Here is a 17,700-nt window from a genome sequence, read left to right on the forward strand (position 1 = left end):
CGGGGTTGGTGGACTATGAAACCAGGCGGTTCAGACCGACGCACCGGTGGTGGTCTGCTGCGGCAGCTGAGCGCTCGCGGCGTCCTGGCCCTTCAGCTTGCGCATCTTGGCCAGCAGCACGGCGGTACGGGTCAGCACCATGGCCAGCGACATGAACACGAAGGCGTTGGCGTAGGTGTCCTGACCGCTGATCTTGTAGTCGATGGAGAACTTGACCAGGTCCATGGTGAACCAGTGCTCGGCGCCGTAGGCGAAGAGGATGCGTCCGCTGGAGAGGACGATCCACACCAGGGCGTAGCCGATGCCACCGATGGTGTAGAGGTCACCGGACGTGGCGTCCTTGTAGGCGGGCAGCAGCACTCCGGCGATCAGACCGCAGATGACACCGGTGCCGACACCCACGAGCTGCAGGGAGAGGTCGTTGCCCTTGGTGGGGAACGACTCGACGAAGATCGCGATGACGATGGCCACGGCGATGACCGAGCGCACCATCCGCATCGTGGTGATGCGGCGACGGCCGATGTCGGTCGCCAGGATGATGATCAGGATCGTGCCACTGGCGATCAGTGCGGACATGAACTGGCTCATCTGTGGCATACGGGACGTTCTCCAAGCCAAAAAGGGTGATGTGCAGGCGGTGTGACGACTTACCGTCCCACCTGGCTCAACGCTAGAAGCGGTTCGGGCACCGCGAGACGACTGAACGGTGGGTTCCGGCTGTCAACCGTCCGGTGGACACGGTGGACACGCGTGGTAGTACTGAGCCCGTGCGCAATCACTCTCCGGGGGAGGGCTCGCAGACCGGGGCGTACTACGGTCCCGAGTCCGGCACCCGCTGGTTCGGCCTGTGGGACGGCTTCTTCGCCGTCTCCTATCTCGTCACCGCGATCCTGCTCTTCCTCTCCAGTGGCTCCCAGGCCAGTCACTCCATCCCGATCGCCGCGCTGACGCTGTGCGTGCCGTGGTACGCGGCGGTCGGCCGGACGCTGATGATCGAGGACACCTACGGCCCGCGGAACCTGGTGTTCACGGCGGGTCTGGTGACGCTGTTCTGTATCACCACGGCGTTCAACCTCGTCGGCGCGTTCGCGCTGTTCGCCGTCATCCCGATGCTGATCATGAGCCTGCCGATGGTCTCGGCGGTGGTGCTGGCCACGGTGGCCAACCTCTGCCCCGTGCTGGTGGTGGCGTTCATCGGTGAGGACCTGGGGCTGAGCGTCCTGGGTGTCCTGCCCATCTCGCTGCTGAGCATCGCGCTGTCGATGCTGCTGGGGCTGTGGATCAAGCGGGTGGTGCGGCAGAGCAAGGGGCGCGGGCAGCTCATCGAGGAGTTGCGGCGCAGCCGGGAGCGGGTGGCGCGGCTCTCCCACGAGGCCGGCATCTCGGCCGAACGCGAGCGGCTGGCCCGGGAGATCCACGACACCCTGGCGCAGGGCCTGACCAGCATCATCAGCCTGGTGCAGGCGGCCGAGTCGGAGGTGCGCGACGCCCCGGACCAGGCGGTGAACCATCTGTCGCTGGCCGGGCGGGTGGCCAAGGAGTCGCTCGCCGAGGCCCGTGACTTCGTCGCCGCACTCACCCCGCCCGCGCTGCGCGGCGGTTCGCTCTCCCAGGCGGTGCACCGACAGGCCGAGGGGCTGATCGCCGAGACCGGCCTGGAGGTGCGGTGTTCGGTGATGGGCGAGGAGAAGTCGCTCCCGATGGCGGTGAGCGTGGTGCTGCTGCGCACGGTGCAGGAGGCCATCGCCAATGTGCGCAAACACGCCAAACAGGCCCGTACGGTGGATGTGATCGTGCTCTTCGACCAGGGCGGCGTCCGGCTGGTGGTCCGTGACGACGGCGAGGGTTTCACCCCGGACGGCACCCAGGAAGGCTACGGGCTGCGCGGGATGCAGGCCCGGGTGGAGGAGATCGACGGGGTGGCGTCCGTCACCAGCAGCCCCGGACGGGGCACCACCGTGGAGGTGAGCGTGCCGGTGACGGCGCTGACCGGGGAGGCAGTAAGTGGCTGAGCGTGTGCCGGGCAATCCGAGCGGCCCCATCAGGGTCTTGCTGGCCGACGACCATCCCGTGGTGCGGGAGGGGCTGAGCGCCATGCTGGAGTCGGCCGAGGGGATCACGGTGGTCGGGCAGGCCGGTTCCGGTGAGGAGGCGGTGGTCCAGGCGGTCGCGCTGCGGCCGGACATCACCCTGCTGGATCTGCGCATGGGCGGGATGGACGGGGTCGAGGCCACCGGGCAGATCCTGCGGCAGGTGCCGGGCTGCAAGGTGGTCATCGTGACCACGTACGAGGACGACTCCGACATCCTGCGCGCGGTGGAGGCGGGCGCCGCGGGCTATCTGCTGAAGGGCAGTTCACGTCAGGAGCTGATCGACGCGGTGCAGACCGCGGCACGTGGCGAGACGGTGCTCACCCCGTCCCTGGCGGGCAAGCTCTTCCGCTCCCGGACGGTCGAGCCGTCCCCGCTCTCCGGCCGTGAGCGCGAGGTGCTGCGGCTGGTCGGCCGGGGGCTGACCAACGCCGAGATCGGCGCCGAGCTGTTCGTCAGCGAGGCCACGGTCAAGACGCATCTGCTGCGCTCGTATCGGAAGCTCGGCGTCTCCGACCGCACGGCCGCGGTGATGAAGGCCCTGGAGCACGGGTTGTTGAGCTAGCGCGGCCGTGGTTCACGACCGCGGCCGGCCCGTCGGCCGTGGTTCACGACCGCGGCCTGCCCGCCCTACACCGTCCCCGTCAGGCTGCTGTCCGAGAGCTTCGCGGGCAGGTCACGGCGGCGCTTGACGTTCAGCTTGCGGTAGATGCGGGTCAGGTGCTGCTCCACGGTGCTGACGGTGACGAACAGCTTGGAGGCGATCTCCCGGTTGGTGTTGCCGTGCGCGGCCAGCACCGCGATCCGCACCTCCGCCTCGGTCAGCGCCTCCACGTCGCGCTGCTGCTCGGCGCCCTGGCCCGGCTGGGCGGCGGCCGCCGCGAGCTCACCGGCGTCCGCGTGGCGGGGCATCAGTTCACGGCACAGCGGATCGGCGCCGCAGGTCTTGGCCACGTGCCACGCCTTGCGGACGAACACCCGGCCCCGGTTGAAGTCGCCCAGCGAGCGGTAGGCGCGGCCGAGTTCACCGAGGGCGATGGCCAGCTGGATGCGGTCGTCGCCGCCCTCCAGGATCTCGACGGCCTCCTTGAGGCGGGGCACCCGGCGCTTGAGCTCGTCGGTGCGGGCCAGGACGACCAGCAGGGCGCCGCGCAGCCGGGGGTCCTCCGGGCCCAGCCGTAGCTGCTCCTCGGCCAGCGCGCGGGCGCGCTTGGGGTCGCCGAGGGCCAGCCAGGTCTCGGCGGCGTCCACCCGCCAGGGGGTCAGCAGGGGCATGTCCATCCGCCATGCCTCCATCAGCTCACCGGCGGCCGTGAAGTCGCCGAGCGCGGCGTGGTAGCGGCCGGTGGCCAGATGGCAGCGGCCCCTGGCCCGCAGGTAGAGCAGCCCGGGGAGGGTCTGGAAGAGCTCGTCGGGCAGGGGCTGTTCGAGCAGCGCCATGGCCTCGTCGTAGTGGCCCATCCCGGTCTCGGCCTGGATCAGGGTGGACAGCAGCAGCCCGATGCCCACGCCCCAGCCCTGGACCGAGATCCGCGACATCGCGCTGCGCGCCTGGTGCGCGGCGACCTGCAGATCGCCCTGGCGCAGCGCTATCTCGGCCCGTACGGCGGACAGCAGCGCCTGCCAGGTGGGGACGCGGCGGGCGGAGCATTCGCCCAGCAGCCGCTCGCACCAGGACAGGGCGAGGTCGAGCCGGCCGGCCAGGACCAGCGCCAGCAGCGCGATGACCAGCGGCTGGAGGGTGCTGTCGCTCAGGTGGTGGCGCTGCAGGACCCGCTCGGCCTCGATGACGGCCCGGTCGGCCTGGCCCTCGGTGAGCGCGGCGGACATGGTGGCGGCGGCGTGGGCGTAGGCCAGGTAGGCCAGGTCGCGGGGGGCTCCGGTGGCCGCCGTGACGCCGGTCCCGACGGTGGGGAGGCGGTCGCGCAGCGGGGGGCTGAGCATCGTCAGCCACTGGGCGGAGGCGGAGACGGCGGCGGTCATCGCGGGGTCGTCGCCGGTGCCGGCCGAGCGGGCCAGCGCGGCGACGGCGTCGGCCGCCGCGTCCAGCCGCCCGGACCAGACGAGGTAGGAGGTGATCGGGGCGACGTCGCGCGGCGCGAGCCGGCCCCGCTCGGCGTCCGCGAGGAGCTCCGGCAGATGGCTCTCGGCGGCGGCCGGGCCGATCCGCCAGGCGATGCTGACCAGCCGGGCCTTGAGCGCGGTGCGCTCGGGGCCGGACCCGCAGGCGTGGTGGGCCTGTTCGAGGCAGCGGAGCGCGAACTCCAACTCCTCTTCGACCAGAGCGAATTCGGCGGCCTCGCGCAGGACGGGGACGGTCCAGCGCTCGCCGTCCTGCCGGGCGGAGACCAGCTGGCGGGCGACGTCGAGGGCGGAGGCGCCGTCGGCGTGCAGCAGCCGGGCGGCGCGGACGTGCAGGGCGTCACGGGCGTTCGCGGGGGTCGCGTCGAGCACCGCGGTCCGGGCCACTTCGTCGCGGAAGGCGTTGTGTTCCAGGATGGCGCACTGGTGCAGGTCCTGGACGCCCTGCTGGACCGTGCTGACGCTCAGGTCGAGGAGTTGGCCGAGCAGCCGCGGCGAGCGGGCGTCGCCGAGGACGGCGACCCCGCGGGCGACCTCCAGCACCTCGGGCTCGCCGCGGTGCAGACAGCCGAGGACGGCGTGGGCGAACGCCTCACCGGGCGCGGGGCGCTGCTGGGCCTCGCCGTGCTCACCGACGGTCCGCCAGTCCTCCAGCAGGGCACGCAGCAGCATCGGGTTGCCGCCGGAGACACGATGGCACTCGGGGGCGAGGCGGGCGGCGACGGTGGCGGACAGGGAGCCGGACAGCGCCTCGGCGACGCCCGACTCGGTGAGCATGTGCAGCCGCATGCGGACGCAGTTGGGCTGGCGGAGCAGTTCGGCGTGGAAGGTGAATTGTTCCTGACGAAGTCGGGGGGATTCGGTGAGGACGATGAGAACCTTCGCCTGACGCACCCGGCGGGCCAGGTGGAGCAGGAATTGCAGGGACTGATCGTCGCCGCAGTGCACATCGTCGACGAGGACGACAAGAGTGCGATCGTCGACCATCCGCAGCAGTACCGAGGAAATCTGGGACATCACGTGCATGCGTCCCGCGGCGGTGCTTTCCAGCCCGTTTCCGTCAAGCAGTGCGATCACTTCGGATCGCACACCGGAGGGCATCGCGCCGTTGTCGAAAATCTTCCGGATAATCCCGAACGGGAGATCTCTCTCGGCTCTTGAACCGGTCGCTTCCAGGAGCAACGCGCCACTTTCGATGGCTTGTTCGGCAAAGGTGTTCAGCAGCGTGGTCTTCCCACTGGCCACCGCACCGCTGACCAGAGCCAGCCGACCTCTGCCCTGTGTCGCGCCGCGCAGCATTTCACGCAGGGCGGAGAGGTGGTTCTCCCATTCGAAGAGGTTCGCAGGCAAAGAATTCATCCCCCGATGAACGCCACCTGATACCCCCAACGGACCGCCGGGGGCAACAAGCGTGACGAGTGGTATTTTCCAGTGCGTCGGCCAGGTTGCTGAAGCGCCCGGGTCAGGGTCTCAGCCCCGAAAGCTTCTCCGCGACGAGACTCATAATCGGCCCTTGATGCCCGGCCAAGAAGAAGTGCCCCCCGGGGAACACCCGGATGTCGAACGGGCCGGTGGTGTGCGACCGCCATGCCTGAGCCTCTTCGAGGCTGGTCCTGGGGTCGTTGTCGCCGGTCAGCACGGTGATCGGCGAGCGGACGGCGGCGCCGGGCGCGGAACGGTAGGTCTCGATCGCCTTGTAGTCACCGCGGATCGCCGGCATCGCCATGCGCAGAATCTCCTCATTTCCGAGGACGCGCGAATCGGTGCCGCTCAGCAGCTTCATCTCGCGTACGACACCGTCGTCATCGCGCCGGTGCACATTCTCATCGCGGTAACGGGACGGCGCCCGGCGGCCCGAGGCGAAGAGGGCGAGCGCGGAGAACTCCGCGTCGGCCTCCTCCAGCCGACGGGTCACCTCGAACGCGAGAACGGCGCCCATGCTGTGCCCGAAGAAGACGACCGGGAGATCGAGCCACGGCTTCAACTCCGCGGCGATGGCGTCCGCGTACTCACCGATGTTCTCGATCAGCGGGTCCTGCCGCCGGTCCTGACGCCCCGGATACTGCACGCACAGGACATCCGCGGACGACGAAAGCGTTTGGGACATCGGGAAGAAGAACGACGCCGAACCACCGGCGTGCGGCAGACAGATCAGACGGGCGCGACTCTCGGGCGCCGGATGGAATCGTCGTATCCAGACGCTGTCGTCTCGCTGTGCACCCATGCGTAGGGAAGTTCTTTCACTCGTCAGGCAATCCGTGCGGGCAGACGGCAGAGCCTACCGGGCGTGCGTCCAGGGCACCTCGGCGCAGCACTGCCCCTTCATGATTAACACGCCCATTGATGTAGGGGGCACCCCTAGTCTAGGGGGATTCTCCTTGACTGGGGCCCCGGGGCGTGCGTGACTGTCGACCACTCCTCGTGAGCGCCTCCGTCAGATCGTCCAGGGCGAGGACGAGTTGCTCGGCGTCGCGCAGCGCCACCCCCGGGCGGTCCCCGGCCCGCTGCTGCCACCGCGTCAGCGACTGGTGCACCGCCTCCCAGTCCGGCGGCCGCCGCTGCCGTACCGCCTCGGCCGCCGGCGGCAGCGCCTGCCGCAGCGCCTCGGCGAAGTCCCCGGCCGCCTCGGACGGCGCCGCGTCGCGCTCCGGCACATGCGCCTCCAGCAGCATGACCACCCGTGCCATCGTGGACAGCGCCGTCTGTGCCGCCCGCGCCGCCCGCTGCGACAGCCCACGGTGGCGCACCGGTTCCCGGTGCGCCTGTGCCTCGCTCTGTTCCCAGGCCGACCGCGCCGCGCGGGCGTCCAGCAGGGCATCCCGCACCTGGCGGGGGCGGCGGTCGGCGGGGCGGGCGTAGGCGTCGAAAATGGCGGTGGCGAAGGCGCCGTTGGCGGTCAGCCAGTCCGCGAGCCGGTCCCGCAGCCGCGGTGTCTCCCAGGCGGGGAAGACCGCGTACGCCACCATCGCCAGCACCCCGCCGAGCAGGGTCAGCGCCACCCGCGCCTGCACGGTCTGGCCCCAGGCCGCGCCCGCGATGCTGAGCAGGAAGACCACATACGCGCTCACACACGCGGAGGTCACGATGAAACCGGTGCGCATCAGCAGGTACATCGCCAGGACGCACACCACGGCCAGCCCGGCGCTCAGATAGGAGCCGGGGTCGACCAGTGCCACCACACCGCCGCCGACCAGCACACCCGCCAGGGTGCCCAGGAACCGGGCGACACCGCGGGAGTACGTCTGGGCGAAGTCCGGCCGCAGCACCATGGTGGAGGTCAACGGCGCCCAGTAGGCGTGCCCCAGCGGCAGGGCCGTGCTCAGCAGATAGCCGCTGACGCTGACCGCGCACAGGCGCACCGCGTGGCGCAGCACCGGCGAGGACCAGCGGGCCTCGCGGCGGATGGCGCGCAGCGCCATGGCCACGGCGCCGGTCATACCGGGCCGGGGCAGGAAGCGGTGGACCGTGCGGCCTTCGGCGGACACCTCCTCCACCGGCTCATCGGACGCCTCCACCACGTCCGCCACCAGCGAGAGGAGCCGCAGCGCGGCACGGCGGGCGGCGCCGTTCAGCTTCGGCCCGTCCTCCGGCACCCGCAGGACGGACATGGCCTCGGAGGGCACCCGCACCGGCCTGCCGTGGCGGATGGCGTGGGCCACCGCGTCCAGCACGGTGCCCGTGGCGGCCAGCAGTTCCCGCACCCGGTCGCGCTCGGGCCCCTCCTCGGGGGCGCCGACCACCGGGTCGGCGAGCGAGGCGAGCACCGGGCGGATCCGCTCGGCCAGCAGCCGGTAACCGCGCAGCTGCCTAGGGCGCCGCCGGGCCTGACGCGGAGTCAGGGCGGCGGCGCTGCGGGCCTCCATCAGCGGCTTGGGGTCGAAGTGCGCCATCGGCTCGTAGCGCAGCTTGCGGGCGTAGTCGGCTACGGCGGCGAGCGCGTCCGCGAGGGCGTCGCGCTGCACACCCCACGGGCGGACCGGAAAGAGCACGATCAGCGTGGCCTGCACCACGCCGCCGAGCCCGACCAGCAGGGCGTGCCCCAGGGCGCCCAGGGTCGAGGTCGGCAGGGTGACCGTGATCAGCATGACGGCCACCATCTGGGTGGAGACCAGCCCGGAGACCGGGCCGACCGCCCACGACATGCCCGTCATCAGCGTCCATACGGCGAGCATGAGGACGAAGGTGAGGGTGTGGGTGGCGGCCAGATAGCCGAGGAAGGTGCTCACCGCGAGACCGGCCGCGGCGGCCAGCGCCAGCCAGGGGCGGGGGCGCCAACTGCGCTGGAAGGTGGCGACCCCGGCGGAGAAGGCGCCGAAGGCCGCCGAGACGGCGAGCGTCGGCGAGCCGAGCCACAGCGCCATCCCGATGACGATCGCGACCCCGCACGCACCGCGGAGCGCGACCAGCGGCTCCATCCTGGTGCGCTCGATCGCAAGGCCGGTCCGGGCGGTCTCCTTCAACGCGTGCGACCAGGTCATGCGGCGAGACTACGGGGTGGCCCCGGGAGAACTGAACCAACCGTTCCGCTCTGGATTCCGCCCGGGTCCGACCCTCGGCGGGGATCAGTCCCCGGGCTCGCAGTCCACCTGGAGGAGCTGGAGCGGTCGGCTGCCGTCGAGGTCCACATAGGCGGTGAAGGTGCGGGTCGTCGGCGCCTGGCCCCAGTGGGTGGTGATGGTCGCCCAGCCGACCCGCGCGGACTGGGCCGTGGTCACCTCGCCGACCTCGATGTCCCTCGGCTCGTTCTGCGCGCACAGCAGCAGGTCGTAGTCGGGCGTCTGGGCGGCCTGCTCCTTGAGCTGGTCCGAGACCAGGTGCTCCCGCTCCCAGGCGCGCGGGCCGTGGTTTCCGTAGAAGCCCTCCAGGAAGTGGTGGATCTCCTCGGCGGTGTAGCGGCCGTTCGGGTCGGTCTGCGCGGCTGCCGAGGCGGGCGACCCGGCGGCCAGCGCGAATCCGAGGCCGAGCGCGGCCACACAGCCGCCGGCCACCGCGGCACGGGAACGAAGTGAGCGCATCACAACAGACATGACAAATCCCCCTGTATATGGTCTTGCGTTGATGAGTCGCCCCTTATGCGGGCGAGCACCCAAGTAGACCCTTCAGCCCCGCGAATGGTTGCCTCAACTGTCCCTGGGACATGAGAACTTCCCCCGCGGCCCCCAGTGCGTGGCCCGCCCGGCCGGATTCTGGGTGAACGCGCCGCAGTAGAGCACCGGCTCCGAGCCCCGGTCGGTGTGGTGCAGGATCACCAGCGGCTTGTCCCGGGGCACCGAGCGGCCCCGCCCGACGTCCAGATAGCCGCTGGCGCCCTGTTTCCGGATGCCGTTGTCGAGGCCGATCTGCACATTGGAGCGCTCCACGTTGTCGGTGCTGCGGAAGGCCCGGTTGGCCGCCTCGGCCATCAACTGCATCGCGTCGTACGCCAGGGCGGCCCGTCCGTCGTCGCGCCACAGGTCATGGGCTCCGAAGTCCCTGGCGTAGTCGGCGTTGAACTTCTTGGCGATATCGCTCAGCCGCGGATGGCCCGCGGGCAGCACATGGACGGTGTGGTAAAGCCGCAGCCAGGGCCGGTCCGCGTACGCACCGGCGAGGGCGGCGGTGGTGAGGTCATTGCCGCCGAGCACCGTCAGCTTTCTGCCCTCGCACGCGGTGTTGTCCCCGAAGTCGTCGAGGAACGCGCTGAACTGGAGGGCGCGGGAGGCCCAGTAGACGACCGTACGGGGGTTGGCGACGACCCGCTCGCACACCGCGTCGGCCAGCTCCCCGATGCTGTCCTTACGGGCGGCACCGTCCGGCCCCGGCCCCTGGGTGACACCACCGGACCGGCCGCCGGGGGTGTACTCCAGGGTGAACGGCCGGGCGCCGAACCGCTCGGCGAACAGCGTCCCTATCTCATCGCTGTACAGATCCCGGGGGTCCTTGACGACCACGGCGGCGCGGGCCGGGGAGCAGCTCCCGGTGCCGTCGTCCATGATGTTGCCCCGGCGGGCGAACTCGGCCTCGATCGCGGCCTCACGGCTGTCGGTGGGCGCCACCCTGCGGTAGTACCCGTCCACCTGCATCAGATCCGCCGTGGCCGTGGTGCCGATGACCGGGATCCGCGCACCGCCCAGGATCCGCACAGCCTCCTGGGTCTGCTTCAGGCTCTTGGAGAAGCCCACCACGCCGATGATCCCGGAGCCCTTCCTCCGGGCGTCCTCGGCGACCTGGCGGGCGATACGGGGCGCGCTGGCGAAGTCGTCCCCCGCGTTACGGCTGTCGATGCGCAGCCACACCTTCTGGGAGTCGTTGCGCGCCTCGTCGTTCAGCGCGCGCTGGGCCAGTGCGATACCGCGCAGCTCGGGCACGGCCGCGTTGTACCGCTGCCCCCGCGGGTCGGCGGCCACGTCCGAGCCGATGTGCACCACCGTACGGGCGGTGCCGTCGCCGTCCCCGACCTCGCGGCCCACCCGTGCGTTCTCCTCGCGGATCAGCCGTCGGGCGTCCTCGTACTGCTTCCGGGGCGAGTCCGCGCTCAGCTCGGGCCGGCCCGCGACGACCTCGCTGGACGCCCCGCCCAGACAGCCGCGGTCCGGCTCGTCCGTGACCCGGTCCAGCAGCCATACGCCCGGGGCGCTGAGCAGGGCCGCCACCACCACCCCGGTCAGGGTCAGCTCCGCGGCCGGGCCCAGCCGGAAGGTGCGCGGCGAGACAGGGTCGAGGTCCAGCCCCTCCGACTCCGGCACGGGCGCGGGCAGCGCGGCCCGCAGCGGCCGGGGCGCCCGCGACGGCATCCCGCTCGCACCGCGCAGCCGGGCGGCCGCCCGGCCCAGCCCGCCGCTCTCCCCCGCGGCCGCCCCGCCCGCCGGGGACGCGGCCGCCCCGTCCGCCCGGGGCACGCCCGCACCGTCCGCCGGGGAGACGGCCACCATGCCCGCCGGGGAGACGGCCACCACCACGACCGCCGCACACCGGGTGTCCCGAGCGGCCTCCGCGTACCGCTCCAGGAAGCGCGACCCGGCGACGTCCTCCGGCAGCTCCAGCAGAAAGACACACCGAGTGCGCCGCCGGCGCCGCCAGGGCGAGATCCGGCCCGGCCGGGCCGCGCGCCGCAGATCCGCCAGCAGCGCGCGCAGCAGCAGCTCCTCCCACCGGCCGACCGCCGCCTCCGGGTCGCGTCCGCGCTCGGCGCGCAGCAGCCGCGCGGCGTTCTCGAAGAAGTCCTCGGCGGTGCGGCCATGGCTGATGCGCCGCCAGTCGGCGTACCAGCCGCGCCGGGTGGAGCGCAGCAGCAGGCGGGTGCGGCGCCGCCCCCACCACCAGCGCGGCAGCAGCTGGAAGAGGGGGCGCGTCAGCAGCCGGCGCAGCTCCGCGATCCAGCCCGGGCCCGCCGTGCCGCCCTCGGCGCCTTCGCCGCCGAGTGTCCATAACGCCCGCAGCAGCGGCCCTCGTGCGATCCGCTGGGCATAGCAGTGGTCGCGCAGCGCGCGGCCGTCCGGCTCCGGGGCCCGCGGGTCCAGCGCCTGCTCGACGATGTCCCACGTCAGGAAGAAGTCGGTGAGCCGCAGGCGGCCGGTGCGGCGGGGCACATCGACGCACAGCTCGCGGCCGAGGTCGAGCGTCAGCGGCCGCCGTCCGGCGGCGTCGCGGATCTCATCGGGGCCGAGCGCCGCGTACGGCACCCGCTTGGCGCCGTCGGGATAGAGCATCCGGCGCAGCCCCCGCATCGCCTGATGGGCGTGGGCCACCGCCCGCTCGCCGTCGGCGAGCAGCAGCACGGGCGGCAGCAGATCCCGCCCCTTGGCCTTGCGGTCCCGAGGCACCACGGCGCCCTTGAGCGCCTCGATGAACTCCTCGGCCCCTTCTCCCTCCACGAACCCAGGCACGTGGCCACCCCCGATGTCCCCCGTTTTCTCCGTGGGCCTGGGATCCCCGGCCCCCACGACGGCGAAACCCCCTGCCGGACCGGGTCCGGCAGGGGGCGGGGTAAACCACTCAAACGTGCGAATCACACGTCACATACGCCTCAGTGGTTCTCCGTATGCACCTCAGTGGTTCGTCACATACGCCTCAGTGGTTCTCCGTATGCACCTCAGCGGTTCGTCGCATGCGCCTCAGTGGTTCTTCGGGAACCCGAGGTTGATGCCGACCTCCTCCGACGGCTCCGGCCAGCGGGTGGTGACGACCTTGCCGCGGGTGTAGAAGTGCACCCCGTCGTTGCCGTAGATGTGGTGGTCGCCGAAGAGCGAGTCCTTCCAGCCGCCGAAGGAGTGGTAGCCCACCGGCACCGGAATCGGCACATTGACGCCGACCATGCCCGCCTCCACCTCCAGCTGGAAACGGCGGGCGGCACCGCCGTCGCGGGTGAAGATGGCCGTGCCATTGCCCCAGTTGGAGCTGTTGATCAGCTCGATGGCCTCGTCGTAGGTCTCAGCGCGCACCACACACAGCACCGGGCCGAAGATCTCGTCACGGTAGGCGTCGGCCGTCGGCGGGACCTTGTCCAGCAGCGAGACGCCGATGAAGAAGCCGTCAGCACATTCAGGGTGTCCCTCGACGGTGTACCCGGTGCCGTCCACGACCACCTCGGCGCCCTGGGCCGCGGCCCCGTGCACATAACCGGCGACCTTGTCGCGGTGCTCCTTGGTGATCAGCGGGCCCATCTCGGAGGCCGGGTCGTTCCCGGGGCCGATGCGCAGCTTGGCGGCCCGGTCGGCGATCTTCTTCACCAGGTCGTCGCCGATGTCGCCGACCGCGACGACGACGGAGACCGCCATGCAACGCTCACCGGCCGAGCCGTAGGCCGCGTTGATGGCGTTGTCCGCGGCGAAGTCCAGATCCGCGTCGGGCAGCACCAGCATGTGGTTCTTGGCGCCGCCGAGCGCCTGCACCCGCTTGCCGTGTTCGATGGCCTTGGACTGGATGTACTTGGCGATCGGCGTGGAGCCGACGAAGCTGACGGCCGCGATGTCCGGGTGCTCCAGCAGCCGGTCGACGGCCACCTTGTCGCCGTGGACGACATTGAGCACCCCGTCCGGCAGCCCCGCCTCGGTGGCCAGCTCGGCCAGCCGGCGGGAGGCCGAGGGGTCCTTCTCGCTGGGCTTGAGGACGAAGGTGTTACCGCAGGCGATGGCCACCGGGAACATCCACATCGGCACCATCGCCGGGAAGTTGAACGGCGTGATGCCCGCGACCACCCCGAGCGGCTGGCGGATCGAGGACACATCGACCCCGGTGGAGACCTGGGTGGACAGCTCGCCCTTCAGCTTCTCGGCGATCCCGCAGGCCAGCTCCACGATCTCCAGACCACGGGCCACCTCGCCGAGCGCGTCCGAGTGGACCTTGCCGTGCTCGGCGGTGATCAGCTCGGCGATCTCGTCGCGGTGGGCGTCCAGCAGCTCGCGGTACTTGTAGAGGATCGCGGTGCGCTTGGACAGGGACACCGTGCCCCAGGAGCGGAACGCCTCCGTGGCCGCGGCCACGGCCGCGTCGACCTCTTCCACGGAGGCCAGGGCGACCTGGGTGTCCTGAGCGCCGGTGGCGGGGTTGTAGACCGGGCCGTACGCGCCGGTCGCGCCCTCGACGGTCTTTCCGCCGATCCAGTGGTTGACGGTCTTCATGGGTGCGGAGCCTTTCTCTCGAACAACGTCAGAAACGTCAGAGGTGGCGGCGGCGTGCGGCGGCCTGCCGGTCGTAGTCCTCGCGGGCCTTCACGGCGGCCGGACGGGTCGCGGTCTGGGCGACAGGCACATCCCACCACGCCTGTGCCCCGGGTGCGCCGGACACTGTGTCGGCCGTTTCGGTCTCCACATAGACACATGTGGGCCGGTCCGAGGCGCGCGCTGCGGCCAGCGCCTCGCGCAGCTCGCCCACGCTCTCGGCACGCAGCACGTCCATGCCCAGCGAGGCGGCGTTGGCGGCCAGATCGACCGGGAGCGGATCGCCGGTGTACTGCCCGTCGGGCGCTCGGTAGCGGTAGGCGGTGCCGAAGCGCTCGGCGCCGGTGGTCTCCGAAAGACCGCCGATCGAGGCGTAGCCGTGGTTCTGGAACAGCACGATGTTGATGTTGATGCCCTCCTGGACCGCGGTGACGATCTCGGTGGGCATCATCAGATACGTACCGTCGCCGACCAGCGCCCACACCGGGGTGGCGGGCGCCGCGAGCCGTACGCCGATGGCACCGGGGATCTCGTAGCCCATGCAGGAGTAGCCGTATTCGAGGTGGTACTGGCGCGGGGAGCGGGCGCGCCACAGCTTGTGGAGGTCGCCCGGCAGCGAACCCGCCGCGTTGATCACCACATCCTCGTCGCCGACGACCGCGTCCAGCGCGCCCAGCACCTGGGTCTGGGACGGGCGGGCGCTCTCGTCCCCGGCGGCGTACGCGGCGTCCACCCGGCGCTCCCACTCGGCCTTGCCGGTGCGGTACTCGGCCTCGTACGTCTCCTCGACCCGGTGCCCTGCCAGCTCCGCGGTGAGCGCTTCGAGCGCGGCGCGGGCGTCGGCGACCACGGTGGTGGCGCCCAGCTTGTGGGCGTCGAACGGCGTGATGTTGAGGTTGAGGAAGCGCACGGCCGGGTCCGCGAACAGGGTCGCGGAGGCGGTGGTGAAGTCGCTGTAGCGGGTGCCCACGCCGATGACCAGGTCGGCTGTGCGGGCGAGGTCGTCCGCGACGGCGGTGCCGGTGTGGCCGATCCCGCCGATGTCGGCGGGGTGGTCGTAGCGCAGCGAGCCCTTGCCGGCCTGGGTGGAGGCCACCGGGATGCCGGTCGCGTCGACAAGCGCGCGCAGGGCGTCCTCGGCCTCGCTGTGGTGGATCCCGCCGCCCGCCACGATCAGCGGCCGGCGGGCGGCCCGGATCGTCCGCGCGGCGGCGGCCACCTCGGCCGCCTCGGGGGCGGGGCGGCGGACATGCCAGACCCGGTCGGCGAAGAACTCCCCGGGCCAGTCGAACGCCTCGGCCTGGACGTCCTGCGGAAGGGCCAGGGTGACGGCGCCGGTCTCGGCCGGGTCGGCCAGCACCCGCATGGCCTGCAGCGCGGCCGGGATCAGCGCCTCGGGGCGCATCACCCGGTCGAAGTAGCGGGAGACCGGGCGCAGCGCGTCGTTCACCGAGATGTCGCCCGCGTACGGGACTTCGAGCTGCTGCAGCACCGGGTCGGCGGGCCGGGTGGCGAAGATGTCGCCGGGCAGCAGCAGCACCGGCAGCCGGTTGACGGTGGCGAGCGCCGCACCGGTGACGAGGTTGGTGGCGCCGGGGCCGATGGAGGTGGTGACGGCCTGGGCGGCGAGCCGGTTGTTCTGGCGGGCGTAGCCGACCGCGGCGTGCACCATCGCCTGCTCGTTACGGCCCTGGAGATACGGCATGGTGTCCGGCCCGGACTCCAGCAGCGCCTGGCCGAGCCCGGCCACATTGCCGTGGCCGAAGATGCCCCAGGTGGCGTTGATCAGGCGCTGCCGCCGCCCGTCGCGCTCGGTGTACTGGTGGGCCAGGAACTCCACCAGCGCCTGGGCGACGGTCAGGCGGCGCACTGCCGAAGCGGTCATCGTGGGTCTCCAGCGGGTGCGGAATCGGGTGCTTGACCGGGTGCGGAATCGGGGGCTTGATACAGGGGCAGACGGGGGTCGACGGGCTGGTCCGGCCAGGTGGAGCGGATCCAGGCGTGGTCCGGGTGGTCGCAGATGAGCCAGGCACGCTCCTCCTCGGGGCCCGCCATGACGTTGAGGTAGTACAGGTCATGGCCGGGGGCGGCGATGGAGGGGCCGTGCCAGCCGTCGGGGATCAGCACGGTGTCCCCGGAGCGGACCTCGGCGAGGACGTCGGTGCCGCGGCCGTGGCCCGACGGGGAGACCCGCTGATAGCCGATGCCCTCGTTGCCGTGGGCCTCGGCGACCTCGAAGTAGTAGATCTCCTCCAGCTCGCTCTCCTCACCGGGGCGGCACTGGTCGTGCTTGTGCGGCGGGTACGAGGACCAGTTGCCGCCCGGGGTGAGCACCTCGACGGCGATGAGCTTGTCGCATTCGAAGACGCCGGCCGCGCCGAAGTTGTTCACCTGGCGCGAGCAGTTGCCGCTGCCGCGCAGCTCGACGGGGACGGCGGAGGCCGGTCCGTAGCGCGCGGGCAGCCGCCGCTCGCAGCGGGCGCCGGTGAGCGCGAAGCGGCCGCCCGCCCCACTGGCGATCTGGGCGTGGGAGTCGCGCGGCAGGTAGACGAAGTCGCTCACCCCGCTGAACACGCTCTCCCGGCCGTGCAGTTCGAAGGTCTCGCCCTCCGCGATCACGGTGCAGCCACCGCTCAGCGGCAGCACGATCCACTCGCTGTCACCGGTGGCCAGGGAGTGCGAACCGCCGGGCGGCAGTTCGAGGACCCGCAGGCTGGAGTAGCCCCAGCCGGCCCGCTCGGGGGTGATGTCCACGACGTAGGGGCCGTCGGCCGCCTTGCCGGCCCGCACATGGAAGCCGGGGAACGGATCAGTGGTGGTCATGGCGTGAAGTCTCTGCCTTCCGTAGCGTCACGTCTCGTAGCGTCACGTCTCGTGCTCACGTTTCGTAGCTCACGTTTCGTAGCGTCACAACAGGCCGACGGCGGTGTCCACGGCGGTCTCGACGCTGCCCTCCGCCGGATAGAGCAGCGAGCGCCCGACGACCAGCCCCTGTACGGTCGGCAGCCCCAGTGCCTTGCGCCACTTCTCGTACGCCTCCTCCTGGTCCTGCGGAGACTTGCCCACGTCGCCGCCGAGCAACACCGCCGGCAGGGTGCTCGTCTCCATCACCGTCGCCATCTCGTCGGCGTCGTCGGTGACCGGCACCTTCAGCCAGGTGTAGGCGGAGGTTCCGGCGAGGCCGGAGGCGATGGCTATGGACTTGGTGACGGCCTCGGCGCTCAGATCGTTGACGACCTTTCCGCCCGTGCGCCGGGAGATGAACGGCTCGACGAAGACGGGCAGCCGCCGCTCGGCCATCTCGTCGATGGCGCGCGCCGTGCTGACCATGGTGGTCAGCGAACCGGCGTCGTCGTAGTCGATGCGCAGCAGCAGCTTGCCGGCGTCGAAGCGCAGCCGGGTCAGGTCCTGGGGGCGGTGCCCGGTGAACCGGTCGTCGAGCTCGAACGAGGCCCCGGCGAGGCCGCCACGGTTCATCGAGCCCATGACGACCTTGCCCTCGAGGGCGCCGAGCAGCAGCAGGTCCTCGAGGATGTCGGCGGTGGCGAGCACCCCGTCGACCCCGGGACGGGACAGCGCCACGCACAGCCGCTCCAGCAGATCGACCCGGTTGGCCATGGCCAGCTTGTGCCCACCGACGGCGAGGGCGCCGCGCGCCGGGTGATCGGCGGCCACGATCATCAGACGGCCGCTGTCACCGATGAGGGGGCGGCGGACCCGGCGGTCGGCCGCCTCGGCGATGGCCTCCGGGTGGCGGCTCCGCACCGTCACAAGGTCCGAAACGCTGATACTCAAGGTGTTGCTCCTCCTTTTCGAGGCTCGGTTCGCCTCCGGGGCGCTCCAGCCTCCCCCAGCTACCGCTGGGAGGTGCCCCCTGTCGACGGTCGACC

Annotated in this window: 12 protein-coding genes; 2 read left to right on the plus strand and 10 right to left on the minus strand. The window is 71.5% G+C overall.

Annotated features, from left to right (window positions below; all coding sequences use genetic code 11):
- Positions 1–30: 30 nt before the first annotated feature.
- Positions 31–576, minus strand: a complete 546-nt coding sequence (locus tag AS97_RS17715) for a hypothetical protein (protein ID WP_236669726.1) — start codon at positions 574–576, stop codon at positions 31–33.
- A gap of 191 nt (positions 577–767) precedes the next feature.
- Here AS97_RS17715 and AS97_RS17720 point away from each other — a divergent pair, with 191 nt between their 5' ends.
- Together AS97_RS17720 and AS97_RS17725 are read left to right on the plus strand one after the other, a co-directional pair.
- Positions 768–2,012 (plus strand): sensor histidine kinase, encoded by a 1,245-nt coding sequence (locus AS97_RS17720; protein ID WP_079059126.1) that lies wholly within the window; start codon positions 768–770, stop codon positions 2,010–2,012.
- Positions 2,005–2,655: a response regulator transcription factor gene (locus AS97_RS17725; RefSeq protein WP_125757586.1), complete on the plus strand. Its 651-nt coding sequence runs from the start codon at positions 2,005–2,007 to the stop codon at positions 2,653–2,655. The genes AS97_RS17720 and AS97_RS17725 overlap by 8 nt, the downstream gene beginning before the upstream one ends.
- Before the next feature lie 65 nt (positions 2,656–2,720).
- On the opposite strand, the gene AS97_RS48585 is transcribed toward AS97_RS17725, so the two are convergent.
- The 9 genes from AS97_RS48585 to AS97_RS17770 form a co-directional block, all read right to left on the minus strand.
- Complete coding sequence (locus tag AS97_RS48585; protein ID WP_059142147.1) at positions 2,721–5,531, minus strand: LuxR family transcriptional regulator; 2,811 nt, start codon at positions 5,529–5,531, stop codon at positions 2,721–2,723.
- A 103-nt stretch (positions 5,532–5,634) separates the two neighbouring features.
- Positions 5,635–6,396 carry an alpha/beta fold hydrolase gene (locus AS97_RS17735; protein ID WP_125757582.1) on the minus strand — a complete coding sequence of 254 codons (762 nt, stop codon included), beginning with the start codon at positions 6,394–6,396 and terminating at the stop codon, positions 5,635–5,637.
- A gap of 139 nt (positions 6,397–6,535) precedes the next feature.
- A complete protein-coding gene (locus AS97_RS17740) occupies positions 6,536–8,650 on the minus strand; it encodes an FUSC family protein (protein WP_059142145.1) in 2,115 nt (704 codons plus the stop codon).
- Between the two features lie 84 nt (positions 8,651–8,734).
- Positions 8,735–9,199, minus strand: a complete 465-nt coding sequence (locus AS97_RS17745) for a hypothetical protein (protein ID WP_185929812.1) — start codon at positions 9,197–9,199, stop codon at positions 8,735–8,737.
- 93 nt (positions 9,200–9,292) lie between these two features.
- Positions 9,293–12,037: a hypothetical protein gene (locus tag AS97_RS17750; RefSeq protein WP_210565257.1), complete on the minus strand. Its 2,745-nt coding sequence runs from the start codon at positions 12,035–12,037 to the stop codon at positions 9,293–9,295.
- A 228-nt stretch (positions 12,038–12,265) separates the two neighbouring features.
- Complete coding sequence (locus AS97_RS17755) at positions 12,266–13,771, minus strand: CoA-acylating methylmalonate-semialdehyde dehydrogenase (protein WP_059142142.1); 1,506 nt, start codon at positions 13,769–13,771, stop codon at positions 12,266–12,268.
- 37 nt (positions 13,772–13,808) lie between these two features.
- Positions 13,809–15,695: a 3D-(3,5/4)-trihydroxycyclohexane-1,2-dione acylhydrolase (decyclizing) gene (gene iolD / locus AS97_RS17760; RefSeq protein ID WP_125757578.1), complete on the minus strand. Its 1,887-nt coding sequence runs from the start codon at positions 15,693–15,695 to the stop codon at positions 13,809–13,811.
- Entirely contained in the window at positions 15,692–16,633 is a 942-nt protein-coding gene (gene iolB, locus AS97_RS17765) for a 5-deoxy-glucuronate isomerase (protein WP_210565258.1), read from the minus strand. The genes iolD and iolB overlap by 4 nt, the downstream gene beginning before the upstream one ends.
- 84 nt (positions 16,634–16,717) lie before the next feature.
- A complete protein-coding gene (locus tag AS97_RS17770) occupies positions 16,718–17,605 on the minus strand; it encodes a deoxyribose-phosphate aldolase (RefSeq protein ID WP_086706834.1) in 888 nt (295 codons plus the stop codon).
- Between the last annotated feature and the right edge of the window lie 95 nt (positions 17,606–17,700).

Origin of the sequence: Streptomyces sp. AgN23, assembly GCF_001598115.1 — a bacterium.
In the GTDB taxonomy this organism is placed as follows: domain Bacteria; phylum Actinomycetota; class Actinomycetes; order Streptomycetales; family Streptomycetaceae; genus Streptomyces; species Streptomyces antimycoticus.